23 protein-coding genes are annotated in these 24,206 nt (G+C 73.0%); all 23 read right to left on the reverse strand.

Annotated features, from left to right (window positions below):
• Nucleotides 1–56 precede the first annotated feature (56 nt).
• On the reverse strand, nt 57–1,085 hold the full coding sequence (locus tag AB0H52_RS04220; RefSeq protein WP_151492263.1) for a hypothetical protein: 1,029 nt from the start codon (nt 1,083–1,085) through the stop codon (nt 57–59).
• 43 nt (nt 1,086–1,128) lie between these two features.
• Nucleotides 1,129–2,073 carry an RluA family pseudouridine synthase gene (locus AB0H52_RS04225; RefSeq protein ID WP_151492262.1) on the reverse strand — a complete coding sequence of 315 codons (945 nt, stop codon included), beginning with the start codon at nt 2,071–2,073 and terminating at the stop codon, nt 1,129–1,131.
• Nucleotides 2,070–2,687, reverse strand: a complete 618-nt coding sequence (lspA, locus tag AB0H52_RS04230) for a signal peptidase II (RefSeq protein ID WP_151492261.1) — start codon at nt 2,685–2,687, stop codon at nt 2,070–2,072. Before lspA ends, AB0H52_RS04225 begins: the two co-directional genes overlap by 4 nt.
• A gap of 65 nt (nt 2,688–2,752) precedes the next feature.
• Complete coding sequence (locus AB0H52_RS04235) at nt 2,753–3,172, reverse strand: TraR/DksA C4-type zinc finger protein (RefSeq protein WP_151492260.1); 420 nt, start codon at nt 3,170–3,172, stop codon at nt 2,753–2,755.
• 226 nt (nt 3,173–3,398) lie between these two features.
• Complete coding sequence (locus AB0H52_RS04240; RefSeq protein WP_357945175.1) at nt 3,399–4,898, reverse strand: potassium/proton antiporter; 1,500 nt, start codon at nt 4,896–4,898, stop codon at nt 3,399–3,401.
• Nucleotides 4,899–4,920: 22 nt separating this feature from the next.
• Nucleotides 4,921–5,226 (reverse strand): DUF167 domain-containing protein, encoded by a 306-nt coding sequence (locus AB0H52_RS04245; RefSeq protein ID WP_151492258.1) that lies wholly within the window; start codon nt 5,224–5,226, stop codon nt 4,921–4,923.
• A gap of 12 nt (nt 5,227–5,238) precedes the next feature.
• Complete coding sequence (locus tag AB0H52_RS04250) at nt 5,239–5,964, reverse strand: hypothetical protein (protein ID WP_151492257.1); 726 nt, start codon at nt 5,962–5,964, stop codon at nt 5,239–5,241.
• Nucleotides 5,965–6,044: 80 nt separating this feature from the next.
• A complete protein-coding gene (locus AB0H52_RS04255; RefSeq protein ID WP_151492256.1) occupies nt 6,045–6,848 on the reverse strand; it encodes a DivIVA domain-containing protein in 804 nt (267 codons plus the stop codon).
• Between the two features lie 44 nt (nt 6,849–6,892).
• Entirely contained in the window at nt 6,893–7,198 is a 306-nt protein-coding gene (locus AB0H52_RS04260) for a YggT family protein (RefSeq protein ID WP_030334503.1), read from the reverse strand.
• Between the two features lie 30 nt (nt 7,199–7,228).
• Nucleotides 7,229–7,924: a cell division protein SepF gene (gene sepF / locus AB0H52_RS04265; protein ID WP_151492255.1), complete on the reverse strand. Its 696-nt coding sequence runs from the start codon at nt 7,922–7,924 to the stop codon at nt 7,229–7,231.
• Nucleotides 7,925–8,115: 191 nt separating this feature from the next.
• A complete protein-coding gene (locus AB0H52_RS04270; protein WP_151492254.1) occupies nt 8,116–8,859 on the reverse strand; it encodes a YggS family pyridoxal phosphate-dependent enzyme in 744 nt (247 codons plus the stop codon).
• A gap of 9 nt (nt 8,860–8,868) precedes the next feature.
• Nucleotides 8,869–9,981: a cell division protein FtsZ gene (gene ftsZ, locus AB0H52_RS04275; RefSeq protein WP_151492253.1), complete on the reverse strand. Its 1,113-nt coding sequence runs from the start codon at nt 9,979–9,981 to the stop codon at nt 8,869–8,871.
• 177 nt (nt 9,982–10,158) lie between these two features.
• A complete protein-coding gene (locus AB0H52_RS04280; RefSeq protein ID WP_151492252.1) occupies nt 10,159–10,980 on the reverse strand; it encodes an FtsQ-type POTRA domain-containing protein in 822 nt (273 codons plus the stop codon).
• Nucleotides 10,977–12,542 carry a UDP-N-acetylmuramate--L-alanine ligase gene (gene murC, locus AB0H52_RS04285; protein WP_357945181.1) on the reverse strand — a complete coding sequence of 522 codons (1,566 nt, stop codon included), beginning with the start codon at nt 12,540–12,542 and terminating at the stop codon, nt 10,977–10,979. Before murC ends, AB0H52_RS04280 begins: the two co-directional genes overlap by 4 nt.
• Nucleotides 12,539–13,645 carry an undecaprenyldiphospho-muramoylpentapeptide beta-N-acetylglucosaminyltransferase gene (murG, locus tag AB0H52_RS04290; protein WP_278121813.1) on the reverse strand — a complete coding sequence of 369 codons (1,107 nt, stop codon included), beginning with the start codon at nt 13,643–13,645 and terminating at the stop codon, nt 12,539–12,541. Before murG ends, murC begins: the two co-directional genes overlap by 4 nt.
• Entirely contained in the window at nt 13,645–15,084 is a 1,440-nt protein-coding gene (locus tag AB0H52_RS04295; protein WP_151490905.1) for a putative peptidoglycan glycosyltransferase FtsW, read from the reverse strand. The genes murG and AB0H52_RS04295 overlap by 1 nt, the downstream gene beginning before the upstream one ends.
• Nucleotides 15,085–15,419: 335 nt before the next feature.
• The gene (mraY, locus tag AB0H52_RS04300) at nt 15,420–16,544 is read right to left on the reverse strand and encodes a phospho-N-acetylmuramoyl-pentapeptide-transferase (RefSeq protein ID WP_151490901.1); all 1,125 of its coding nucleotides are present in this window, start codon (nt 16,542–16,544) and stop codon (nt 15,420–15,422) included.
• The gene (gene murF, locus AB0H52_RS04305) at nt 16,541–17,938 is read right to left on the reverse strand and encodes a UDP-N-acetylmuramoyl-tripeptide--D-alanyl-D-alanine ligase (protein WP_151490900.1); all 1,398 of its coding nucleotides are present in this window, start codon (nt 17,936–17,938) and stop codon (nt 16,541–16,543) included. The genes mraY and murF overlap by 4 nt, the downstream gene beginning before the upstream one ends.
• Nucleotides 17,935–19,497 (reverse strand): UDP-N-acetylmuramoyl-L-alanyl-D-glutamate--2,6-diaminopimelate ligase, encoded by a 1,563-nt coding sequence (locus AB0H52_RS04310; protein ID WP_151490899.1) that lies wholly within the window; start codon nt 19,495–19,497, stop codon nt 17,935–17,937. Before AB0H52_RS04310 ends, murF begins: the two co-directional genes overlap by 4 nt.
• 52 nt (nt 19,498–19,549) lie before the next feature.
• Complete coding sequence (locus tag AB0H52_RS04315; protein WP_151490898.1) at nt 19,550–21,760, reverse strand: penicillin-binding protein 2; 2,211 nt, start codon at nt 21,758–21,760, stop codon at nt 19,550–19,552.
• 3 nt (nt 21,761–21,763) lie between these two features.
• Entirely contained in the window at nt 21,764–22,372 is a 609-nt protein-coding gene (locus AB0H52_RS04320; protein ID WP_151490897.1) for a hypothetical protein, read from the reverse strand.
• 58 nt (nt 22,373–22,430) lie between these two features.
• Nucleotides 22,431–23,471: a 16S rRNA (cytosine(1402)-N(4))-methyltransferase RsmH gene (rsmH, locus tag AB0H52_RS04325; RefSeq protein WP_151490904.1), complete on the reverse strand. Its 1,041-nt coding sequence runs from the start codon at nt 23,469–23,471 to the stop codon at nt 22,431–22,433.
• A 206-nt stretch (nt 23,472–23,677) separates the two neighbouring features.
• Entirely contained in the window at nt 23,678–24,109 is a 432-nt protein-coding gene (gene mraZ, locus AB0H52_RS04330) for a division/cell wall cluster transcriptional repressor MraZ (RefSeq protein ID WP_151490896.1), read from the reverse strand.
• Nucleotides 24,110–24,206 lie beyond the last annotated feature (97 nt).

The following is a 24,206-nucleotide window of genomic DNA, read 5'->3' on the forward strand; positions in this document are numbered from 1 at the left end:
CTACGAAGCAAACACTATTCGGACCACACCTGGCGACGCACACCACCCGGCACAGATCACGACGGGCTGGGCGCCAGCGGCCCGGCGCCGGTCGCGTCCGGGGAGGTGGTGACGCTCGGCGGGGGCGGCTCGGTCGACTCCGTCGACGACGGCTCCGGTGACGGAATCGTTACGACCGGTGCGGGTTCCGACGATTCGCCCACCGGCGCCGAGCGCTCGGGCGCGGGTGGTGTCGACACCGCGCGCACCTGCGGGCTCGACGTCGGGCTGGGCCCGGTGTCGGCCGGCGGGCGGACCACGTCGCGCTGTTCGGGAAGTGGTGGTGTGAAGACCGCGCGGTCCAGCCGGTACACCTCGGGGGCGGGGTCCACGGCCCGGACGTCCGGCCGGGCCGCCACACCGCGCAGCACCTCGGGGCCCGCCCGGACGACCGCCGCGTAGACGCAGGCGCAGCCGGTGCGGTACGCCGCCGCCTCGGCCGACGCCACCTCGGCGTCGTCGGCGTACCGCACGCGCAGTTCCCGCTCGTCGACGCCGTCGCCGGTCATCTCGGCGGCCCGCTTTCGATAGTCGGCCGCCTCGGTGTCCTTGCGGGCCGCCACCTCGACCATCCCGGCGACGACGTCGTCGGGCACCCGCAGCGCGGGGATCTTCACGATCTCGGTCTGCCGGCCGGGCAACGGCACCCGGCCGAAGACCGTCGAGACCGGCACGTCGCCGAGCACCGCCGCCAGTCGCTGCGGCGGCAGGTACGCGTCGAGCGTGACCAGGGCATAGGTGCCGTCGCCGGCGGTCGGGGCCGTGCTGGGCAGTGCGGCCAGGTCCGCCGCCGCCGAGCGCAGGTAGCCGGGGACGGAGTCGCCGTCGGCCACCCCGACCCGGGTCACCTCGCCCACCGTCCGGTCGCCGACCGGGACGTCGTCGGCCGCCCAGACGGCGGTGCCCAGCACCGCCGCCATGGACAGCAGCGCGGCCCAGGTGAGCACCCCGGAGCGCCCCGACCGGTCGCCCAACCGGGCGACGGCCCGGGTCAACGGCGGCAGCAGCCGTTGGTCCAACTGCCGCAGCAGGTCGCCGGCGCGCACGGGCGGGATCCCCTCGTCGGATCGGTGTCAGGCGGTCGCCGCGCTAGTCACGCAGGATCTGAAGCGCGCGGTCCAGGTCGTCAGGGTAGTCGCTGACGAACCGGACCTCGTCCCCCGTTCGGGGGTGCAGGAAGCTCAGTTCGCGGGCGTGCAGCCACTGTCGGGCCAGTCCGAGACGGGCCGAGAGGGTGGGGTCGGCGCCGTACGTGAGGTCACCCACGCAGGGGTGGCGCAGGGTGGAGAAGTGCACCCGGATCTGGTGGGTCCGGCCGGTCTCCAGCCGGACGTCGACCAGGCTGGCCGCCGGGAACGCCTCCAGGGTGTCGTAGTGGGTGATGCTCGGCTTGCCGCCGGAGACCACGGCCCACCGGTAGTCGTGGGTCGGGTGCCGGTCGATCGGCGCGTCGACGGTGCCGCGCAGCGGGTCGAGGTGCCCCTGCACCACCGCGTGGTAGCCCTTGTCCACCTCGCGGTACTTGAAGGCCCGCTTCAACGCCGTGTACGCCTGCTCGCTCTTGGCCACCACCATGATCCCGGTGGTGCCGACGTCGAGGCGGTGCACGACGCCCTGCCGCTCGGCGGCGCCGCTGGTGGAGATGCGGTGCCCGATGGCGGCGAGCGCGCCGATGACGGTCGGCCCGGTCCAGCCGGGGCTGGGGTGCGCGGCGACGCCCACCGGCTTGTCCACCACCACGATGTCGTCGTCGGCGTACACGACGCGCAGGCCCGGCACGGCCTGCGGCACCACGGTCGGCGGCGCGACCGGGGCGGGCAGCGTGACGTCCAGCCAGGAGCCGGCCTTGACCTTGTACGAGTTGGGCCGGGCGGCGCCGTCGACCAGCGCGTCCCCGGCGTCGACGAGGGCCGCGGCGGCGGTGCGGGAGAGCCCGAAGAGGCGGGACACCGCCTGGTCCAGGCGCATCCCGTCGAGGCCGTCGGGCACGGGCAGGGACCGGTGGTCGCCGCCGGCGGCGAACGCGGAGGTCATGCCCGCTCCCGCTGGTCCGCGGCGGCCTGGGTGGCGTCCGCGTCGGTCGGGTCGCCGTCGCGGCCGGCGCGCCGGCCGTCACGCTGGCGGCCGGTCAACTCCAGCAGTACGGCCAGCAGCACGCCGCAGACCAGCGAACTGTCGGCCAGGTTGAACACCGGCCACACCTGGCCGAACGGGTCGAAGAGGCTGATCATGTCGACCACGTGCCCGTGGAACGGGGAGGGCGCCCGGAAGATCCGGTCGACGAGGTTGCCCAGGGCACCGCCGAGGACGAGGCCCAGCGAGACCGCCCAGGGCAGCGACCGCAGGCGCAGCGCCATCCAGACGATCCAGCCGACCACACCGATGGTGATCAGCGGGAAGATCCAGGTGTGGTCCGAGCCGATGCTCCACGCCGCACCGCTGTTGCGGGTGAGGCTCAGGTAGACCAGGCCGCCGAGCAGCCGGACCGGCTCCCGGTCGGTCAGCGCGGCCAGCGCGAGGTGTTTGGTGACCAGGTCGGCCAGCAGGGCCACCAGGGCGACCCCGGCGAGGATCGCGACGGCCCGGGGCCGGGGCGTGCCGCCACCCGGCTCACTGCGGCCCGGTTCGGCGGGCGGTGCTGCGGTCATGCGCTCCCCATCGAGGTGTCTCGGCGGTGATCGCTCACCGTCTCATCGCCGCCGGGGAACGGACCTCAGCGCCGCTCCTCCAGCTGCTTGCACGTCACACACAGGGTGGCCGACGGGAAGGCGGCGAGGCGCTCGACCGGGATCGGGTTGCCGCACCGCTCGCACCAGCCGTAACCACCCTCGTCCAGGCGCTCGAGGGCGCGCTCGACCTGCGTGATCCGTTCCAGAATGCTGTTGGCGAGTGAGATCTCCTGCTCACGCTCGAACGTCTTGGTGCCGGTGTCGGCCTGGTCGTCCCCGGCCGAGTCGGTCAGCCGGTCGCGCTGCAGCTCGGTGATCTCGCTCAGCGTCTGATCGTACTCGGCGCGGAGCTCGTCCCGCCGCGCCGCCAGCGCCGCGCGGATCTTCTCGGTCTCCGCCGCGCTGCGGGTGACCTTGGCCACCGGCTTGCGGCCGGCGGTCCTCGTGTCGGCTGGCTTCGCCATGGGTCGCTCCCTCGGCCGCGGAACCGCATGGTTGGCGGCTCCTGGTCAGGGGACGCCAAACCAGGGCGTCCCCTTTGTGCGAAAAGGGGCGCACGGCGTCGATGGCCGCGCACTCCGGAGGTTGGCAAGAATACGGAACGTACAGGCGTCCGACAACGTGGCGCACCGTCGCACCGCTTAACTGCCCCGAGCCCTGCCTAACTGGGGCAAAGGGAACGCTAGCAGATCAACCGTCCGACTCATCCCCGTACTCACCAAACCATCGGGCCAGCCGACCCCGCCGGCTCACCGCCCGCAACCGCCGTTCGGCGGCGTCGCGCACCCCCACGGTGGCGACGATCAACAGACTGTCGCCGACCTTCAGACGGGTGTCCGGTCCGGGCACGAAGCCCACCCCGTCGCGCAGCACCAGGGTCACCGAGGCGCCCACCGGCAACCGCAACTCGTCGACGTGCACCCCCGCCAGCCGGGACCCCTGCGGCACCTCCAACTGCAGCAGGTCGGCCCGCATCCGCTCCAGCGGGGCGGTCTCCACGTGGATCTCGGTGGCCTCGGCCGGCGCGGTGATCCCCAACCGGCGGGCCAACGGGCCGAGCGTCCCGGTCTGCACCAACGTGAAGATGACCACCAGCACGAAGACCGCGTCGAAAAGACGCTCCGCGCCCGGCACGCGCTCGGACAGCGGGATGGTGGCCAGCACGATCGGCACCGCCCCGCGCAGCCCGGCCCAGGACAGGAACGTCTGCTCGCACAGGCCCACCCGGAACGGCAGCGCCGACGCCGCCACCGACAACGGTCGCGCCAGCAGCACCAGCGCCAGCCCCGCGACCACCGCCGGCAGCACCGCCGCGTCCAGCCGGGCCGGCGCGGCCAGCAGCCCGAGCAGCACGAACAGACCGATCTGCGCGAGCCACGCCAACCCGTCGGCGAAGCCGAGGATCGCCCGCCGGTGCGACAACCGGGCGTTGCCCAGCAGCACCCCGGCCACGTAGACGGCGAGGAACCCCGAGGCGTGCAGCACCGCGCCGGCCGCGTACGCCAGCACGGTGATCCCCACCGCGGCGATCGGGTACAGGCCGGCCGCGGGCAGCGCCGCCCGACGCAACGCCCACGTCCCGGCCACCCCGGCGACCACACCCACCGCGGCCCCGACGGCCAGCTCGTAGACGACCAGCCCGGTCTCGTACCACCACGGGTGCGCCCAACCCGAATGGGACAGCAGCACCACCAGCAGCACCACCGGGGCGTCGTTCATGCCCGACTCGGCCTCCAGAGTGGCCACCAGCCGCGGCGGCAGACGCAGCCGGCGCAGGGTCGCGAAGACCGCCGCGGCGTCGGTGGACGACAACACCGCGCCGTAGAGCAGCGCCAGGCGCCAATCCAGACCCAACAACAGGTGTACGGCCACACCCACCACCACGATGCTGACCACCACGCCGACCGTGGAGAGCGCGGAGGCCAGCCCGAGCACCGGGCGCAACGTGCTCCACCGGGCGGTCAGTCCACCCTCGGCGATGATCACGATCAGCGCGCAGAACCCCAGGGTCCGGGTCAACTCGACGTCGTCGAAGCGGATGCCCAGCCCGGCCTCGCCGATCGCCACACCCAGCGCCAGGTAGACGAGCAGGCTGGGCACCCCGAGGCGGGTCGAGAGCCGGACCGCGCCGACCGCCACCAGCAGCACGCCCGCACCGACCAGCAGCGCGATGTCCAGCCCCGGTGTCACCGCTGCCCGGCCCGGACGTTCCTCACTCGGCGGATCCGTCGCGCAGCCGGCAGAGCAGCCCGGGCAGGGCCGGGTCGGGCCGGTCGACGAGGAAGAGCTTGTCCCGGCTGGCCGCGCCGGCCCGCAACGACACGGCGGCCGGCCGCACACCCAACGCACCGGCGAGGGCCCGACGGGCGGCCTCGGTGGCGCGACCGTCGACGGCCGGCGCGTGCACGGCGATCACCAGGGCGGGGCCGTGCGGGCCGTCGAAGCGCCCGCCGACCCGGTCCCGGGACGCGCCGGGCTTCACCCGTACCGCCACGGTGAGCGTGTCCTGCGCGGGCACCGGGGCGCCGTTTCAGATCGGTCGGACGTCGGCGAGCAGGACGGTGGCCGGCGTGCAGAGCGCGCACGGAGTGAAGCCCAGCTCGACCGCCTCGGCGACCGGCAGCGTCTCGGGCACCCGGCCGGCCAGGTGCGGACAGCGGGCGAGGTGGTAGCGGGGCCGACCGTCCACCACCTCGACGGGATCGGGCAGCCGAGCCACCCGCGCCGCCTCGGCGGGGGTGATCGACTGAGCGGCCGGCTCGTCGGCCAGCGCCTCGAAGGCCGACACGTCGGGGTCGGACGCCTCGTCCTGCGGTGCGGGGCTCACCGGCCGGTGCAGCGGCGACGCGTCATCGGCCGGGGTCACGAACGGTGTGCCCCGGTCGACCGACGCGTCGAACGGTGAAACGTGGTCGGCCGGCGGCTCGGGTGGTTGCCGCCACCCGGTGCCGCCGGCACCAACCGTCGAGGGCATGTGCTGCACCGGCACGTCCGGCTCGACCAGCGGCGGCCCGTACGGGACACCCGGCGTGGCCTGGCTGGCCGTGCGGGGTGCGCCGGCGGCGCGCCGGTCGGGTCGTCCCGGAGCCGCCGTGGCACGGTTGGCGGCTGCCTGGCGGGCGCCGGCCACCAACGCCACAGCGGCCAGCAGACTGGCCGCGATGGAGATGATCAACATGATGCTGGAGCCACCGGCCAGGCCGAGAACCAGCAGCACCACCGCGACGAGGATGAGCAGGAGACTCGCAACTATCACGGCTCACCCCCGCCGCTTCGTACCGTCCGGGCGGGGCCGGCGACCGTCACCATTGGCGGACAGCGATCGCCGGCCGGTGCTCAGCGTCCGGCTTCGAGGGCGCCGGAGCGCCCGCCGCCGTACGACCCGGCGAGGCCCGCGGCGGCCAACCCGTTGCCGCCGGCGACCCGGCCTGCCTCGGAGCGGGTCATCTCGGCCTCGAGACCCTGGCCGCGACCGTCGAGGTCACGCAGCTGGCTCTCCAGGTACGCCTTGAGCCGGGTGCGGTACTCGCGCTCGAACTGCTTGAGCTCCTCGATGTGCTTCTGCAGCGCCGTGCGCTTGGCGTCCAGGCCGCCCATGGCCTCCTGGTGCCGCTGGCGGGCGTCCCGCTCGAGGGCGTCGGCCTTCGCGCGAGCCTCGCGGGTCACCTCCTCGGCCTTGCTGCGGGCCTCGGACAGCAGCTGGTCGGCCTCGCGGCGGGCGTCGGACACGTGGTCGTCGGCGGTGCGCTGGGCCATCATGAGGACCCGCAGGGCCTGCTGCTCACCGTCGCCGGTGACACCGGCCGGACCGCCGGCCGCGCGGACCTGCTCCAGCTCGGCCTGCATCGCACGGGCAGCCTGCTCGGCCGCCGACTTGTCGCGCTGCACCCGGTCCAGTTGGGCCTTGACGTCGTTGAGCTCCGCCGCCAGTCGGGCGTCGCCGCCGGGGCCGGCGGGGGCACCGCCACGGCCGCCGCGCTCCACCTGGGCGCGCAGCTCGTTGTTCTCCTCGATGAGACGGGCGAGCTCGCGCTCGACCTCGTCCAGGAAGGCGTCGACCTCCTCCTCGTCATACCCCCGCTTGCCGATCGGCGGCTTTTTGAAGGCGACGTTGTGGACGTCGGCCGGGGTCAGCGGCATCGAAACTCCTCGGGTCAGTTGCGGCCGCGAAAGCGCGTCGGTCATCAGGCAGATGCCCTGATCGACGGCCCTAACACGAACTCCATCAGCACGAACAGGATAACCAGGAGCACAAGGGAGGCCAGGTCGATGCTCACGGTACCAATTCGCAGCGGAGGGATCACACGCCTCAACGCGTTGAGAGGGGGATCAGTGACGCTCCACACGGATTCCAATCCTGCCGATGCTCCGCGCCCCGGCTGCCACCGGCGGCCGTACTGCAGGACGGCGCTCAACACGAACCGGGACAGAAGAAGCAGCAGGAAGACATAAAGGATCAGGTACAACACTTGCAGCAAGATCGACAACACGGTCAGCGACGTCCCTCGGGTCGGGCGGGATCAACTCAGACTGAAAAAACCGCCCTCAGCGATCTTGGCCTTGTCCTCCGCGGTGACCTGGACATTGGCCGGTGAGAGCAGGAACACCCGATTGGTCACGCGCTCGATCGTACCGCGCAGCCCGAACGCCAGCCCGGCGGCGAAGTCCACCAGACGGCGGGCATCGGCCTCGTCCATCTCGGTGAGGTTGATGATCACCGGGACGCCGTCGCGGAAGTGCTCACCGATGGTGCGCGCCTCGCGGTAGGTCGTCGGGTGCAGCGTGGTGATCTGGTACCGCTGCTCCTCCTCCGGAGCCACCACCCGCTCACGCGTCGTGGCCTGCGGCGCGAGGGCCAGATTGTCCCGGGTGTGGTAGGTCAGCGCGCCGGAGGTCTCGCCCGCCGACGACCGGGTGATCGACCGCACGCTGGACCGCTCGACCCGCTCCGGACGCTCACCGTCACCGCGATCGGACTCGCTGACCCGGCCGTTCGCCCGCTCGGAGAGCCGACCCCGCTCACTGACCCGCGGCCGGGGAGCCGGCGGCTCCTCGGTGTCGTCGTCGTCCTCGTCGGCGAACTCCTCGGCGTACCGGCTCTGCCGGTACCGCGAGTCACGGTAGCCACCCTTGTCGTAGCCACCGTCGTCGTAGGCCCGCTCGTCGTCTTCTTCGACCAGACCGAGCCAGACCCCCGCCTTGCGCAGTGCACCCATCCCGCGCCCTTCCGTCCGCCGTGCGGCACGCGCCCCCGTGCCATGTCGCCCGTCGCGAGTGGACAACCATGCCCATCGGACCGGAACGGCAATCCCCTGGCACGCGATTCGCGTCGCGTGCCACGACCCCCCGAACAGGAGACGCCGTTCCTGAAACAACACTGATGTAATTTGCTTGTCTCGCGGTCAGGCTACCGCAGCGTGGAGCGCATTCCGAGCAACGCGCTTCCGACGCGGACATGTGTCGCGCCGTATCGGATCGCGATTTCCAGGTCGCCGCTCATTCCGGCGGACAGGGCGCTCGCTCCCGGATGGAGTGTCCGGAACGTCTCGGCCACCTCGGCCAGCCGGGCGAAGGCCCGCTCCGGCGGCCACCCCAACGGTGCCACCGCCATCAGACCGGCCAGCCGCAGCGACGGCGCGTCGGCCACCGCCTCGGCGACCGGCTCCAGCCCGTTGCCGGGATCGGCCGAACCGGGCACCGCGCCACCCCGCGCCGGGTCGCCGTCGATGCTCACCTGCACCAGGGCCTCCAGCGGGCGCTCCCGGTCCGCGGCCGCGCTGGCGAGCGCACGGGCCAACCGGACGCTGTCCACCGAGTGCACCACGTCGGCGTAGCGGACCACCGAGCGGGCCTTGTTGCGCTGCAACTGGCCGATGAAGTGCCACCGTGGGCCGACCCCGGCGGCGGCCACCTCGGCGGCCTTGCCGGCAGCCTCCTGGTCGCGGTTCTCCCCCACGTCGGTCACCCCGAGCCCGGCCAGCGCCAGCACGTCGCTGGCCGGGTAGGTCTTGGTCACCGCGATCATCGTGACACCGGCGACGTCCCGGCCGGCGTCGGCGCAGGCGTCGGCGATCCGCGTCCGGACCTGGGCCAGGCCGGCCGCGAGTTCGGCGCGCCGATCCGGTCGTACCGTGGCTGAGCTGTCGGTCATCGGCGGAGCTCAGGACCCGTTCTTGAGGAAGTCGGGCACGTCCACGTCGTCGAAGAGCACCCGACGCGGCGACTGGGCCGGCGCCGGCGTGACCGGCGTCGGCACCGGGGTGCTCTGCGGCGACGGCTGGTTGGTGTTGGTCTTACGCGCCGGCTCGGCCGCCTTGTACGCCGGGGTGCCGCCGTCGAAGCCCGCCGCGATGACCGTCACGCGCACCTCGTCACCGAGCGCGTCGTCGATCACCGCACCGAAGATGATGTTGGCGTCCGGGTGGGCTGCGTCGGTGACCAGCTGCGCCGCGTCGTTGATCTCGAACAGGCCCAGGTCGGAGCCACCGGCGATGGAGAGCAGCACGCCGCGCGCGCCGTCCATGCTCTGCTCCAGCAGCGGGCTGGAGATGGCCGCCTCGGCCGCCTCGACCGCGCGGTTCTCGCCCCGGGCGCTGCCGATGCCCATCAACGCGCTGCCGGCGCCACTCATCACGCTCTTGACGTCGGCGAAGTCCAGGTTGATCAGACCCGGGGTCGTGATCAGGTCGGTGATGCCCTGCACACCGGAGAGCAGCACCTGGTCGGCGGTACGGAACGCGTCCATCATGCTGATGTTGCGGTCGCCCAGCGCCAGCAGCCGGTCGTTCGGGATGACGATCAGGGTGTCGCACTGGTTGCGCAGTTCGTCTATCCCCGACTCGGCCTGCACCTGGCGGCGCTTGCCCTCGAAGGAGAACGGCCGGGTCACCACGCCGATGGTCAGCGCGCCGAGCTTCCGGGCGATGTTCGCCACCACGGGCGCGCCGCCGGTGCCGGTGCCGCCGCCCTCACCGCAGGTCACGAAGACCATGTCGGCGCCCTTGAGCACCTCCTCGATCTCGTCGCGGTGGTCCTCGGCGGCGTTCTTGCCGACGTCCGGGTTGGCACCCGCGCCCAGACCACGGGTCAGCTCACGGCCGACGTCGAGCTTGACGTCGGCGTCACTCATCAACAGCGCCTGGGCATCGGTGTTGATCGCGATGAACTCGACGCCCTTGAGCCCAACCTCGATCATCCGGTTGACGGCGTTGACGCCGCCACCCCCGATGCCGACGACCTTGATGACCGCCAGGTAGTTGTGCGGAGGTGTCATCTCCGGTCCTTTCCTTCGAGATTGGGGTAAACCCTCACCCTCTACTAGAGGCTCACAGTTATGTCAACCACTGATCCTCTTCGGGGCAACGTAAGCGCCGCCGCGCGATGAGCCAAGGACCCGACCGGCGTGTCGCCGAGCGAGCGCGACTCGTCACGTCCGCAGCACGCTCCCGGGTCAGCGGAAGGTCACCACGTCCGGTGCGCTCACGTCGATCCGGTCGGTCTTCTCGCCGAGCAGTGCCGTGGCCACCCGGGCCTTGTCCGTACCCCGGGTCGCGTCACCCCAGACCACCGTCCGGTCCCCGCGCAGCCGCAGGCTGATCCGGGCCAGTCCCTCGACGGTCACGTCCACCAGCTCGGCGCGCAGCTGCGGGGTCAACGCGACAAGCACCTCCAACGCGGCACGGGTGTCCGGGTCACCGGCGGACGGCCGCGCCACCTTCACCAGCGGCAGCCCGGCGGGTCGGCGGGCCACCGTCTGGAAGGCCACCCCGCTCCGGTCGACAAGCGTGAACGCCTCCCCCTGCGGCACCACCGCCACCGGGGTCCGCTCGGTCACCCGCACCACCAAGGCGCCCGGCCAGTCCCGGGAGACCGTCGCCCGCTCCACCGGTGCCAGCTCGCCCACCCGGCGGGCGGCCACGGCCAGGTCCACCCGGGCCAGTGGCACCCCGTCGGCCACCCCGACCGCGTCGCGCACCTGCACCGGGGTGACCAGGGTGGCACCCTCCACCCGCACCTCGCGGACACCGAACAGCCCGGTGCCGAGCACCGTCCACGCGACCAGCCCGACCAGCGCCAACACCCCGGCGGCCACCGCCCACGGCAGCGCCGCGCGCATCCGACGCTGCCGGGCACGCGCCATGAACCGGCGGGTCGACGGCGGCACCGCGTCACTGCCCGCACGGACCAGCTGCCACCGCCGCACCGGTCCGCGGCGGGGCGCGCCGCCGTCGCCGGCGGCGCTGGTCCGCCCCCGGGCCGGGCCGGGGCTCATCCGGCCGTGGGCGCCGCGCCGTCCGGTGCGGCGGCGCCACCGAGCGCCGCACCGTCGCCGCCGGTCGTGGCACCACCGGGCACCGGCTCACCGACGGGCGGGGTGGTCGCCACCGGATCGACCGTCGCGGTCGGCGAGGAGCCGCCGGTACGCGCCTCCAGGCCGGCCAGCAGCTCGTCGCTCATCAGCGAGATCGGCGGGGCGCCCATGGTCACCACCACGTCACCCGGTCGGGCCCGACGGACCACCTCGACCGGCGCGGCCTCCCACGAGTCCACGAAGACCTTCCGCTCGGCGGGCAGCGCCACCGCCTCGATCAACGCAGCCGAACCCTCCCCGGGCTGACGCAGCTCACCCGGCCCGAAGACCTCCAGCAGCACCACCTCGTCGGCGATGGCCAGCGCCTCGGCGATCTCCGCCTGCGAGTCGCGGGTCCGGTACAGCCGGTACGGCTGGAAGACGACGATCAGCCGCCCGTCCCCGGCCACCTCGCGCAGCGTCTGCAACGCCAGCGTCATCGAGGTCGGGTGGTACGCGTACTCGTCGTAGACCAGCACGCCGTCCGCGACACCCTTGCGCTCGAAACGCCGCCGCACGCCGGGGAACACCGCCAGCGCGGCCTCCGCCGCCTCCAGCGGCAGATCCAGCAGGTACGTGGCCAGCACCGCGGAGGCGCTGTTCAGCCCCATGTGCCGCCCCGGCACCGGCAGCCGGAACTCGCCCAGCGACCGGCCGTCGATCGTGGCCAGGTAGCGCACCCCGCGCGCCGAGGAGGAGATCTCGCTCAGCCGCAGGTCGGCGTCGGCCGCCTCGCCGTACGTGTACACCCGCCGGCCCTCGGCGCGCAGCGTGTCGGCCAGCCGGCGACCACCCGCGTCGTCGGCGCAGGTGATGATGAACCCGTCCGGGTCGGTGAGCCGGGCGAACTCGACGAACGCCGCCTCCAGCGTCGCGTAGTCGCCGTAGGTGTTCAGGTGGTCCGCCTCGACGTTCGTGATGATCGAGACGAACGGGCGGTAGATGAGGAACGAGCGGTCGCTCTCGTCCGCCTCGACCACGAAGTACTCGCCGGTGCCGTGGTGGGCGCCCGAGCCGACCTCGGAGATCTCCCCGCCGATCACGAACGACGGGTCCACACCGGCCTGCTGGAGCACCATGGTCACCATCGAGGTGGTGGTGGTCTTGCCGTGGGTGCCGGCGACCGCCACGGCCCGGCGGCCGGTCATCGCCGCGGCGAGGGCCTCCGAGCGGTGCAGCACCCGCAGACCGCGCCGCCGGGCCTCGACCAGCTCCAGGTGGTCCTGCGGAATGGCCGAGGAGTAGACGACCGTGTCCACACCGTCGAGGTTGGTCGCCTCGTGGCTCATGTGGATCGTCCCGCCCAGGGCCCGCAGGCCGGCCAGCGACGGCCAGTCGCGCAGCTCGCTGCCGGAGGTCGGGATGCCGCGGGTCAGGAAGAGCCGGGCCAGGCCGCTCATGCCCACCCCGCCCACCCCGATCAGGTGGATGGTGCCCAGATCCTCGGCGGTGAGCGTGCCGGCCGGGGTGAACTGCGCGGTCATCGGGCCACCGCCTCGAGAACGAAGGACCGCAGCGCCTCGTCACCGTCACGCCGCCCGTACGCCGCCGCCGACGCGCCCATCGCGTACAGCCGCTGCGGGTCGCGGATCAGCGGGATGACGGTGCGCTCCAGCCAGTCCGGTGTGAGTTCCGCGTCGTCGACGAGCACCCCGCCGCCGGCCTCCACCACGGGCAGCGCGTTGCGCCTCTGCTCCTGGTTGCTGTGCGGGTACGGCACGTAGATGGTGGGCAGGCCGATCGCGGCCACCTCGGCGACGGTCATCGCCCCGCCCCGGGCCAGCATCAGGTCGGCGGCCGCGTAGCCCAGCTCCATCTCGGACAGGTAGGGCAGCGTCACGTACGGCACCGGCAGGTCGGTGGGGATCGGCACCGGTTCGTTGCGGGCGCCCATCACGTGCAGCACCTGCACGCCGTTGCGGGCCAGTTCCTTCGCCGCGCCGGACACCGCCAGGTTGATCGAGCGGGCGCCGGACGAGCCACCGGCGACGAAGAGCACCGGCAGGTCGGGGCGCAGCCCGAAGTGCGCGCGGGCGGCGTTGCGCAGCGCGTACCGGTCGAGGCTGGCGATGCTGCGGCGCAGCGGCACACCGACCACGGTGGCGTCGCGCAGCGACTCGGCCTGGCTCGGCTGGTGCGGGAAGCCGACCGCGATGTTCTTGGTGAACTTCATGCCGAGGCGGTTGGCGACGCCCGGCGGCACGTTCACCTCGTGGATCACCATGGGCAGTTCCCGACGCCACGCGGCCAGGTAGGCCGGCACCGAGACGTACCCGCCGAAGCCGACCACCGCGTCGGCGCGTACCTCGTCGATCACCTTGCCCGCCGCGCGGGCCGCGGTCCACATCCGGCCCGGGGTACGGACCAGGTTCATGTTCACCGACCGGGGCAGCTGGTACGCCGGGATCTGCCGCAGGTCGTAGCCGTGCGGCGGGATCAGCTCGTTCTCCATGCCCTTCGGTGTGCCGAGGCAGGTGATCCGGACGCCGGGGTCGTGTCGGCGCAGGCAGTCGGCGAAGGCGAGCAGCGGGTAGATGTGCCCCCCGGTGCCACCTCCCGCGAGCACCACCGAACGCAGCGGACCCATCAGCGTCTCCTCTCGCTCGCCGTACCTCCGGGAGCCCGGCCCTGCCGGACGCCGCGTGGTGCGGCCTGGTCGTCCTGGCGCCGCTCACGGGACCGGGGCACGGACCCTCGGCCGGCGGTCGACGACGCCGGTCGGCGACGCCGGCCGGGAAGCGGCGGCAACGGGGCCCAGAGTAGTCGGACCCACCGGGCCGGCGGACGGGCATGCAGTGCTCTGGCCGCATCGGGTTCGGCGCGGGCGAAGGATGCCAGCATGCCGATCGCGGCCAGCGTCACGACCAGGGCACTTCCGCCGTCGGAGATGAACGGCAGCGGCAGGCCGGTGATCGGCAGCAGGCCGACCACCCCACCGATGTTGATCACCGCCTGGCTGACCAGCCAGGTGGTGACCGCGGCGGCGGCGAGGCGCCGGAACGGGTCGTCGACCCGCCGGGCGATCCGCAGCCCGGTGTACGCGAGGACCGCGAAGAGGGCGAGCACCACGGCGCAGCCGATCACGCCCAGCTCCTCCGAGATGATCGCGAAGATGAAGTCGTTGTGCGCCTCGGGCAGCCAGTCCCACTTGAGGCTGCCCTTGCCCAGCCCGACGCCGAACCAGCCGCCGTGCTCGATGGCCAGCCGACCCTGGTAGAACTGGAGACAGCCGTCGAGTTTGCACGTCTCGGGGTCGGGTGGGTCGAAGAACATGGCCAGCCGGGCGAAGCGGTAGTTCTCCTCGCCGCGCTCGCCGGAGCCGGCGCCCAGCGACGCCACCGCGACGAGCAGCCCGATACCGGCCAGCCCGGCCGCCGCCAGGGCACCGAAGACCCGCATCCGCACCCCGGCGGCCCAGAGCAGGCCGACCACCAGGGCCAGCAGGCAGAGCATCGTGCCGGTGTCGTTGTAGCCGACCAGGACGAAGAGCAGGCCCACGACCGGAAAGAGCGGCGTGGCCAGCTCCCGCCACCAGCCCAGCGCGGCGCCCTTGCGGGCGATGACGTGCGAGCCCCACAGCACCAGCGCGAACTTGGCCAGCTCGGAGGGCTGCACCTGGATCCCGCCGACGAACAGCCAGTTCAGCCGCGCCTCCACCGGCCCGAAGACGACCGTCCGCTGACGGGTGAGCCGGCCGTAGGCGACCAGGAGGTTGAGCAGCAGCAGCAGCGCCACCGACGTGAACAGCAGCGGCCGGCCCAGCGACCGGTAGGTGCTGGCGGGCAGTCGCTGGCAGGCCCAGAACGCCCCGATGCCGATCACCGCGAAGATGGCCTGCTTGGTCAGCGAGGCCGACGCGTTGCCGTCCTCGGCGTAGTCCTTCACGCTGGTCGCCGAGAAGACCATGGTCAGCCCGATCAGCAGCAGCAGGCCGGCGCTGGACAGCAGCAGGTAGTAGGAGGCCAGCGGCCGGTCCAGCAGGCCGCGCAGCGCGACCAACCCGCCGCTCGCGTCCAGCCCGCGCAGCGGTGCGGGCGCGGCACCCTCCGGCGCGCGCGGTGCCGCGCCCGGCTCCGGGCCCCGCGCGTCGTCCGGTGGCCCCGCGGCCTCCGCGGCGCGCGTCGTGCCCGGTGACCGTCGCGGCCGACCGGATGTCCTGTCCTCGGTGCCTGGTTCCTCCCCCACCCGGACATCATCACCGCTCGGCACGCCCGAGTGGCCCACAACGATGCACCGGGCGTGTCGGGCTTCGCCGCCTCGGGTAGGGCACCTCGGACCCTTTGCGCTCGACCACCCGGACCGGCCGACCACCCGGACCGGGCGACCGGGCGACCGGGCGACCGGGCAGGCGAACGGGCGGGTCAGGTCATGTTGGCGAGGAACTCGCTGTAGAACAGGCCCAAAGCGATGGCCACGCCGATGCCGGCGATGATCCAGAAGCGGACCACGATGTTGACCTCGCTCCAGCCGGCCAGCTCGAAGTGGTGGTGCAGCGGCGACATCCGGAACACCCGTTTCCCGGTGGTCCGGAACGAGATGATCTGGATCACCAAGGACATCGTGACGATCACGAAGAGCCCGCCGATGATCGGCAGCAGCAGGATGGTTCGGGTCGACATCGCCATGCCGGCGATCAGGCCGCCCAGACCCAGCGCCCCCGTGTCACCCATGAAGATCCGCGCCGGCGAGGTGTTCCACCAGAGGAAACCCACACAGGCCCCGGCCGCGGCCCCGGCTATCAGCGCGATCTCCAACGGGTCGCGCACCTCGTAGCAGTACGGCTGCGTGTAGCTCGGGTCCGCGCACCAGTGCCGGTACTGCCAGAACGCGATCAGCGCGTACGCGGCGAGCACCATCACCGACGCGCCGGTGGCCAGCCCGTCCAGACCGTCGGTGAGGTTCACGCCGTTCGTCGCGGCCATCACCACGAAGATGAAGATGATCACCGCACCGATCTTGCTGACCTCCAGGGCGTCGATGTCCCGGATGAAGCTCAGCGTGCTGCTGCCCACCGTCTCGGTGTTGGTCTTCGCGCCCGTCGCGTCGGTCATCGTGCTCGGGAAGTACAGCGCCACCACGCCGAAGACCGCGCCGACCAGGATCTGACCGATCAGCTTGCCCCGCTTGTTCAGACCGGCGCTGTTGCGCTTGCGCACCTTGAGGAAGTCGTCGAGGAAACCCACCGCGCCGGAGAAGACCATGAGCCCCAGCAGCACCAGCGCGGTGATGGTCGGCTCGACCTGGGCGATCTGCAGGTCCGGCAGAGTGGTCAACGCCAGGTGTCCGGCCACGTACGCGATCACCGTGGCCAGGATGAAGACCACGCCGCCCATCGTGGGCGTGCCCTTCTTGCCCTGGTGCATCGCGGGGCCCTCGGAGCGGATCGGCTGACCGGCCTTGAGCCGGGTGAACACCTTGATCGCGAGCGGGGTGCCGAACAACGAGACCAGGAAGGCCACCCCGACGGCGACGATGACCGCCCTCATCGGGTGGGCTCCTGACCGGTGTCGGCGCGCAGGGCGTCGGCCACCTCCCAGGTTCGGTAGCGGGAGCCCTTGACCAGGACGACATCACCCGGTCGTAGTTCGCCCCGCAGCACCTCGACGGCAGCCGCCTGATCGGTGAGCAGCACCGACTCTCCTCCCCAGTCACCTACTGATATGGCGCCCTCATGGATCGGCGCCGCCGGCTCGCCCACCACGAGCAGCCGGTCCACCCCCAGCTCGGCCGCGAGCCGGCCGGTCTGAGCGTGGCCGTCGTGCTCGTACGGGCCCAGCTCGGCCATGTAACCCAGCACCGCGACGGTACGCCGGCCCTGCCCGATGCTGGCCAGCGCCCGTAGCGCCACCGCCGTCGACGCCGGGTTCGCGTTGTACGAGTCGTCGATCACGGTCACCCCGTCCGGGCGGTCGAAGACGTCCATCCGCCGGGTGGAGACCAGCTGCAGCTCGCCGAGGGCCGTGGCCAGCTCGGCCAGCGGCATGCCCAGCTCGCGCGCCACCGCCGCCGCCGCGAGGGTGTTGCCGACCTGGTGCCGGCCGGTCACCCCGAGCCGCACCGGCGCCCGCCCCTCCGGCATGACCAGGGTGTACGACGCGCACCCCCGCTCGTCGAGCGTCACGTCCTCGGCCCGCACGTCGGCGTCCGCCGCCTCGCCGTAGCGGACCACCCGGGCCCGCGTACGGCTCGCCATCGCGTCCACCCGCGGGTCGTCGGCGTTCAGCACGGCCAGCCCGTCCGGTGGCAGCGCCTCGACCAGCTCGCCCTTGGCCTGGGCGATGGCCTCCTGCGAGCCGAACTCGCCGATGTGCGACGTGCCGACGTTGAGCACCACGGAGATCCGGGGCGGCGCCAGCTCGCACAGGTAGCGCACGTGGCCGATCCCGCGCGCACCCTTCTCCATCACCAGGTAGCGGGTGTCCGGTCCGGCCCGCAGCGCCGTGTACGGGTGCCCCAGCTCGTTGTTGAACGAACCGGGCGGCGCCACCGTCGCGCCGAGCCGCGCGGTGAGCTGACCGATCAGATCCTTGGTGGTGGTCTTGCCGGACGAGCCGGTCACGCCGATCACGGTCAGCTCGGGCAGCCGGTCCACGGCCGCGCGGGCCAGCCGGCCCATCGCGGTCAACGCGTCGTCGACCAGCACCATCGGCACCCCGGGCACCTCGCGACTGCCGAGCACCGCCACCGCGCCGGCCTCGATCGCCGTCGCCGCGTAGTCGTGCCCGTCGACCTTCTCACCGGGGAAGGCCACGAAGAGCGACCCGGGCCCGACCTTGCGCGAGTCGAACTCCACGGTGCCCGTGACGGTGGCCGCCGGATCGGCGGCGACGAGCCGCCCGTCGACCGCCGCGGCCACCTCGGCCAGGCTGAGCGCGATCATCGCTGACCCGCCAGATCCCCGAAGCGGGCCCGCAGCGCGTCGGCCAGCTCCGTGCTGTCGTCGAACGGGAACACCTCGCCCGCCACCTCCTGGCCACGCTCGTGACCCTTGCCGAGCAGCGCGACCACGTCGCCGGGCTCGGCCAACCGGACCGCCTCGTCGATCGCCGCCCGGCGACCGGCCACCTCGATGATCCGGGCGGCCGCGCCGGCCCGGTACGCCCCCGCGAGCACCTCGGCGCGGATCTCCGCCGGGTCCTCGGTACGCGGGTTGTCGTCGGTCACCAGCACCACGTCGGCCCCCTGCGCCGCAGCGGCGCCCATCACCGGCCGTTTGCCCCGGTCCCGGTCCCCACCGGCGCCGATCACACAGATCAGCCGGCCGGCGCTCAGCTCCCGCAGGGCGGCCAGCGCCGCCACGATCGCGTCCGACTTGTGCGCGTAATCGACCACCCCGCGCACCGGCCCGGCGGCGTCGACCAGCTGCAACCGGCCGGGCACCCCGCCGCAGGCGGCCACGCCGTCGGCCGCGGTCACCGGATCCATCCCGGCGGCGACCAGCGTGGCGATGGCCAGTAGCGCGTTGGCCACGTTGTGCCGGCCCGGCAACGCCACCCCGGCGGACACCGCCACGCCGTCCGGGCCGTGCGCGGTGAACCGCTGCGCGTACCCCTCGCCGCCGACACCGTCGGCCCACCACGTCGCACTCGGGTCACCGGCCGCCGAGTAGGTGACCGTCGCCGGCTTGTACAGCGGCCGCAGCGCCGGGTCGTCGTGGTTGAGCACCTCGACGGCGCACCGGCCGTCGAAGAGCTGGGCCTTCGCCGCGAAGTAGTCGGCGCTGTCGGCGTGGAAGTCCAGGTGGTCGGAGCCGAAGTTGGTGTAGCCGCCGACGGCGAACCGGACACCGCCCACCCGGCCCATGGCCAGGGCGTGGCTGGAGACCTCCATGACCACGGCGGTCACCCCGCGCTCGCGGGCGGTGGCGAGCATGGCGTGCAGGTCGGTGGCCTCCGGCGTGGTCCGGACACTGTCGATCACCAGGTCGCCGAGGCGGGTCTCCACCGTCCCGATCAACCCGGTGGTGTGACCGGCGGCCCGCAGCCCCGACTCGACCAGGTAGGCGGTGGACGTCTTGCCGGCCGTGCCGGTCACACCGATCACCGTCAGGCCGGCGGTCGGGTCGCCGTACACGGCCGAGGCCAGCTCACCGAGCACCGCGCGCGGGTCGGGCACCACCAGGGCGGGCAGGCCGGTCCCCGCCGCCAGCTCCGCGCCCGCGGCGTCGGTCAGCAGCGCGACCGCGCCGGCCTCGGCGGCACCGGCGGCGAACTCCGCGCCGTGCCGGCGGGCACCGGGCAGCGCCGCGTACAGGTCGCCGGGGCGGACCTCCTGGCTGGCGTGGGTCGCCCCGCTGACGACCACGTCGGCGGCGTCCCCCGGAAGATCGACGGCGAGCCGGACGGCGAGATCACCGAGCCGGACTCCGGTCACGGTACGTGGACGTGGATTGCCGGGCACGGCGTCAGACCCTACCCGGTCGTCCGGTTCCGGCCGCACAGCCGCCCCGGTGGTTCGTCGGCACTCACCGATGATGTCCCGCCGTCGCTGGTCAGCGCGGATAGACCACGAACTTGGGTGCCGAACCACCGGTGGAGGGCGGCACGCGGTAGTGACGCAGGGTGAACTGCATCATCTCGCGGAACGCCGGTCCGGTGATCGCCGCGCCTCCTCCGCCGGGCGCGTAGACGAAGACCGCGATCACGTATCGCGGCTTCTCCGCCGGCGCCATGCCGATGAAGGACTTCACCTCGCCGGGCTGCTTCTTGCCGTCCACCAACCGCCAGCCGGTGCCGGTCTTGCCGGCGACCCGGTAGCCCGGCACCGCGCCGGTCAGACCGGTAGCGTGCTCGACAGTGGTGACCGCCTCCAGCATGGTACGCAGCGCCGCCGCGTTCTGCGGGCTGAGCACCGACCGGGTCACCGGCGCGGGCGCGGGCGTGCGCTTGCCGTCCGGGCCGATCGTCTCCTTCACCAGGTGCGGCTGCACGTAGGTGCCGTCGTTGGCGATGGCGGCGTACGCGGCGGCCATCTGCAGCGGCGTGGCGTCGACGCTGTGCCCGATCGGCACCGACCCGTACGACGATCCGCTCCACTCGTCGGCCGGCAGCAGCCGGCCGCTGGCCTCGCCAGGCAGCCCCTCACCGGTGGGCTGGCCCAGCCCGAACCGCTTCTGGTAGTCGATCAACCGGTCCCGGCCGAGCCGGTCGGCGATCGTGATGGTGCCGACGTTCGACGAGTACGCGAGCATCCCCGGCACGCTCATCCGCCGACCGTTGGACGGGTGGGTGTCGGAGAACCAGGTGTCACCCTTCTTGATGCTGTTCGCGATGGGCAGCGTGGTGTCAGGAGTGATCACCCCCTCCTGCAACGCCGCGCCGTAGGTGATCGCCTTGTGCACCGAGCCGGGGTCGACCACGAAGCTCGTCGCGGCGTCCTCCCGGGCGACCGGGTCGCTCGGGACCGGCTTGGCCGCGTTGTAGGTGGGGTCGCTGGCCTGGGCCAGCACCTCGCCGGTGGGGACGTCGATGATCACCGCGGCGGCGGTGGCGCCCCGCTGCTGCGCCATCGCCGCGCTGAGGATCTGCTGCGTCTTGAACTGCAGGTCGCGGTCGATGGTGAGGCACAACGAGCTGCCCGGCTTGGCCGGGGTGGTCTTGCTGTAGCCGCCCGGGATCGGCGCGGCCAGGTCGCCGAGGCCGGCCTCGTACACCCGCCGGCCGTCCTGCCCGGCCAGCAGGTCGTCGTAGCGGGCCTCCAGCCCCTCCAGCCCGTCCATGTCCTGGCTGGTGAAACCGATCAGGTTGGCCGCCAGGTCGCCGCCGGGCACGTCCCGACGCTCATCCCGGTGCACCCAGATGCCGGGCAGTTCCAGCGCCTGCACCCGCTTGGCGGTCGAGATCTCCACCCCCCGGGCCAGGTACGCGAACCGGGACGAGACGCCACCCTCCAGCTTGCGGGGCTTCATCAGCTCGGCGAGCTTCGACGCCGGGATGCCGAGCAGCGGGGAGAGCACCCTCGCCGTGCCGGGCACGTCCTTGACCTCGGTCGGGTCGGCGGAGACGTACCGAGCCTCGACACTGCGTGCCAGCTCGGCGCCCGTCCGGTCGTAGATCGCGCCGCGCGGCGCGGGAAGCTCGACCGTGCGGGTCCGGTCCACGACGCCGCCGCCGGCGTATGCCGGGGTGTCCACGGCCTGCAGAAAGACGAGCCGCACGCCGATGACGGCGAACAGCGCCAGGGTCAGCGCGGTGCCCAGCCGCAGCCGCAGCCGCGGATCGGCGAGCTTCGGCGGACGCCGCGGCTTGCGCGCCGGCCGGCGGGCCGCCGGCCGGTCGGCGCGGCGCGGCGCGCGAGGGGTGGTCCGGCGACGCGGTGGCGGCTCGTCGCCGGCCGAACCCCGGGGGTTGCGTGGCGCGACGGTCCGCACGACCCCGCCGCGTCCGGCCGCCGGCGCGGCGCGCCGCCCGGCCTGCGCGGCGGCGGCCCGGCCACCGTCGAGCACCTGCAACGCCGGCCGGAACGGGTCGTTGGAGCGGGTGCTGCGGGGAGTACGCCGCTGCTCGGCGCCCCCGCCGCGGGTCGGCGCGGCGCGCTCCTCCCGGACGGTCCGGCCCCGAGGGGTGTACGCCCGGGCGCCGGAAATGCCGCCGATACCCGGCTCGTCGTTGCGCGACTCCCCGTCGACGGGGCCGGTGTCACGCGAAGAACCGCGCCGGGACCCCGTGGGGTTCCGGCGCGGTTCGTCCGACCGTGGTGGCACCGGTCAGCCTCCCGCGCCCTGGCTGGTCACCGACGGCTCGCCGGTCGCCGGCTTCGGCACCCCGAGGGGCAGCTTGCCGTCGGGCAGCCGGACGTACCCCGGCTCACCGGAGTCCACCAGGCCCAGGCGACGCGCCTGGGCGGTCAGGTTCCCCGGCGCCTCGGCCTCGGCGATCTGCTTGTCGAGCTGCTGCTTCTCCAGGTCCAGTCGGGCCTGCTGCTGCTGCAGCTTCTCCAACCGGAAGGCGTTCTCGTTGATCTTGGTGTTGACCGCCAGGATGCCCAGCACCCCACCGACCACCAGCACCACGATCAGCGCCGCGAACGGCGCACGCGGCACCGACACGGGCGGCGGCGGCGCCACCCGCAGCCGGGGCGGACGGGCGCTCGGCGCGACGCCGGCCTTCTCGGCCGGACGCAGCGCGGCGGTGCCCTGGGTGGGGAACTCGCGCGCCCCCCGGGCGCGAGCCTCCCCCTGCCGATTCACTCGATCGATGCGTGGCGTACCGTTCCCCACGCGCGGAGCCCGCTCCGCCGCGGTCCGGCCCCCCGACCGCGGTGCGCGCTGCCCGCCGCCGGTGACGTCCCGGCGGTCGCGCTTGTCAATGTTCATGTCCCTCCCCCTCAACGTCCGTCCCTCTACGGTCACGGCGCCCCTGACCCCCCACGGATCAGGCGGACCCCGTGCCCGGTTGGTGCACTCCCTTCACCCGTCGGCGAGACCGTTCGCGGTCGGTCCGCCCCTGTTCTGTCGCGTTCGGGTCGAGTCGTTCCGCTGCCCGCAGCCGCACCGAGGCAGCGCGCGGGTTCGCGGCGACCTCCGCCTCCCCGGGAAGTTCGGCGCCCCGGCTGAGCAGCCGGAACGTCGGACCGGACCCGGGGAGCTCAACCGGGAGGTCGACCGGGCCCTTACTGCGGACCCGGTCCGCGAGCGCCGCCTTGGTGAGCCGGTCCTCCAACGAGTGGTAGGACAGGACCACCATGCGACCGCCCACGGTCAGTGCGTCGAGCGCGGACGGCAGCGCCGTCTCCAGCGCTGCCAGCTCTCTGTTTACCTCGATCCGTAAAGCCTGAAACGTTCTCTTTGCCGGGTGCCCGCCCGTTCGTCGGGCTGGTGCCGGAATGGAATCCCGGACCAGCTCCGCCAGCCGCGCGGACGAGGTGATCCGGGCGCGTTCCCGCTCCCGGATGATCGCCGAGGCGATCCGGCCGGCGAACTTCTCCTCGCCGTAGACCCGCAGCACCCGGGCCAGGTCCGGATGCGCGTACGTGTTGACCACCTCCTCGGCGGTCACCCCCCGGGTCTGGTCCATCCGCATGTCCAGTGGCGCGTCCTGGGCGTAGGCGAACCCGCGGTCGGGCGCGTCCAGTTGCAGCGACGACACCCCGAGGTCGAACAGGATCCCGTCGATACCCGGATAGCCCAACCGCTCCAGCACCTCGGGCAGCTCGTCGTAGACGGCGTGCTCCAGGTGCACCCGATCGGCGAACCGGGCCAGCCGGACCCGTGCGTGGGCGAGGGCCTCGGTGTCCCGGTCGAGCCCGATGAGGACCGTCTCCGGGTGCGCCTCGAGCACCGCCTCCGCGTGCCCGGCCAGGCCGAGCGTGGCGTCGACGTGCACCGTCCGGCCACCTCGACCCAGCGCGGGGGCCAGCAGCTCGAGACACCGCTCGAGCAGCACCGGCACGTGCGTGCCGCGCAACTCCCCCATGTCGACCCCCACTGGTTGAAACGTCCGTTCTTCTCGTGCGCCTGCCGTGGCGACGGCGCTGCCGTCGTACCGCCAGATCCCCATCCGCTCCCGCCCGGCACCGGGTTCCGCCCGATGACTGGATCGTGCGCCTGGCACCGGGGAAGGGATGCCAGGAACTCGAAAGCGGCTGGAGATCTCGCAGTACGTCGGGCGCCGTTTCCGCCCTACAGACCGCCGGGCAGCACCCCCTCCTCGATGTCGGCGAAGTCGTCTTCGCTCTCGGCGAGGTAGGTCTCCCAGGCGACCTTGTCCCAGATCTCCACCCGCGTGCTCGCGCCGATCACCACGAGGTCGCGGTCCAGCGCGGCATACTCCCGCAGGTGGGCCGGGATCGTCACCCGACCCTGCTTGTCCGGAACCTCGTCGTGCGCGCTGGCGAAGAAGACCCGGCTGTAGGCCCGGGCCGCCTTGTGCGTCATCGGCTGCGCGCGCAACTGCTCCGCGATCCGCTGGAACTCGGGCGTCGGGAAGACGTAGAGGCAGCGCTCCTGCCCTTTGGTGACCACGACCCCCCCCGCCAGCTCATCCCGGAACTTGGCCGGAAGGATCAACCGGCCCTTTTCGTCCAGGCGTGGAGTGTGGGTGCCGAGAAACATCGGCCCTACCCCCTCGCCCCTGAGCGGCGTTCGCGGCGCCGCTGACCCCCCGGGCCGGTGAGCCCTCCCGGCCTCACCATTGGTCCCCACTCTACTC

The organism is Micromonospora sp. NPDC050695, from assembly GCF_040654415.1.
Lineage (GTDB): Bacteria > Actinomycetota > Actinomycetes > Mycobacteriales > Micromonosporaceae > Micromonospora.

What these genes read in the sequence shown, in the direction of transcription:
- mraZ (WP_151490896.1), bottom strand. Translation starts at nt 24,109, where the DNA reads ATGTTTCTCGGCACCCACACTCCACGCCTGGACGAAAAGGGCCGGTTG.
- mraY (WP_151490901.1), bottom strand. Translation starts at nt 16,544, where the DNA reads ATGAGGGCGGTCATCGTCGCCGTCGGGGTGGCCTTCCTGGTCTCGTTG.
- murG (WP_278121813.1), bottom strand. Translation starts at nt 13,645, where the DNA reads ATGGGTCCGCTGCGTTCGGTGGTGCTCGCGGGAGGTGGCACCGGGGGG.
- AB0H52_RS04280 (WP_151492252.1), bottom strand. Translation starts at nt 10,980, where the DNA reads ATGAGCCCCGGCCCGGCCCGGGGGCGGACCAGCGCCGCCGGCGACGGC.
- AB0H52_RS04255 (WP_151492256.1), bottom strand. Translation starts at nt 6,848, where the DNA reads ATGCCGCTGACCCCGGCCGACGTCCACAACGTCGCCTTCAAAAAGCCG.
- sepF (WP_151492255.1), bottom strand. Translation starts at nt 7,924, where the DNA reads ATGGGTGCACTGCGCAAGGCGGGGGTCTGGCTCGGTCTGGTCGAAGAA.
- lspA (WP_151492261.1), bottom strand. Translation starts at nt 2,687, where the DNA reads ATGACCGCAGCACCGCCCGCCGAACCGGGCCGCAGTGAGCCGGGTGGC.
- AB0H52_RS04320 (WP_151490897.1), bottom strand. Translation starts at nt 22,372, where the DNA reads ATGAACATTGACAAGCGCGACCGCCGGGACGTCACCGGCGGCGGGCAG.
- AB0H52_RS04235 (WP_151492260.1), bottom strand. Translation starts at nt 3,172, where the DNA reads ATGGCGAAGCCAGCCGACACGAGGACCGCCGGCCGCAAGCCGGTGGCC.
- murF (WP_151490900.1), bottom strand. Translation starts at nt 17,938, where the DNA reads ATGATCGCGCTCAGCCTGGCCGAGGTGGCCGCGGCGGTCGACGGGCGG.
- AB0H52_RS04270 (WP_151492254.1), bottom strand. Translation starts at nt 8,859, where the DNA reads ATGACCGACAGCTCAGCCACGGTACGACCGGATCGGCGCGCCGAACTC.
- rsmH (WP_151490904.1), bottom strand. Translation starts at nt 23,471, where the DNA reads ATGGGGGAGTTGCGCGGCACGCACGTGCCGGTGCTGCTCGAGCGGTGT.
- AB0H52_RS04225 (WP_151492262.1), bottom strand. Translation starts at nt 2,073, where the DNA reads ATGACCTCCGCGTTCGCCGCCGGCGGCGACCACCGGTCCCTGCCCGTG.
- ftsZ (WP_151492253.1), bottom strand. Translation starts at nt 9,981, where the DNA reads ATGACACCTCCGCACAACTACCTGGCGGTCATCAAGGTCGTCGGCATC.
- murC (WP_357945181.1), bottom strand. Translation starts at nt 12,542, where the DNA reads ATGACCGCGCAGTTCACCCCGGCCGGCACGCTCACCGCCGAGGATCTG.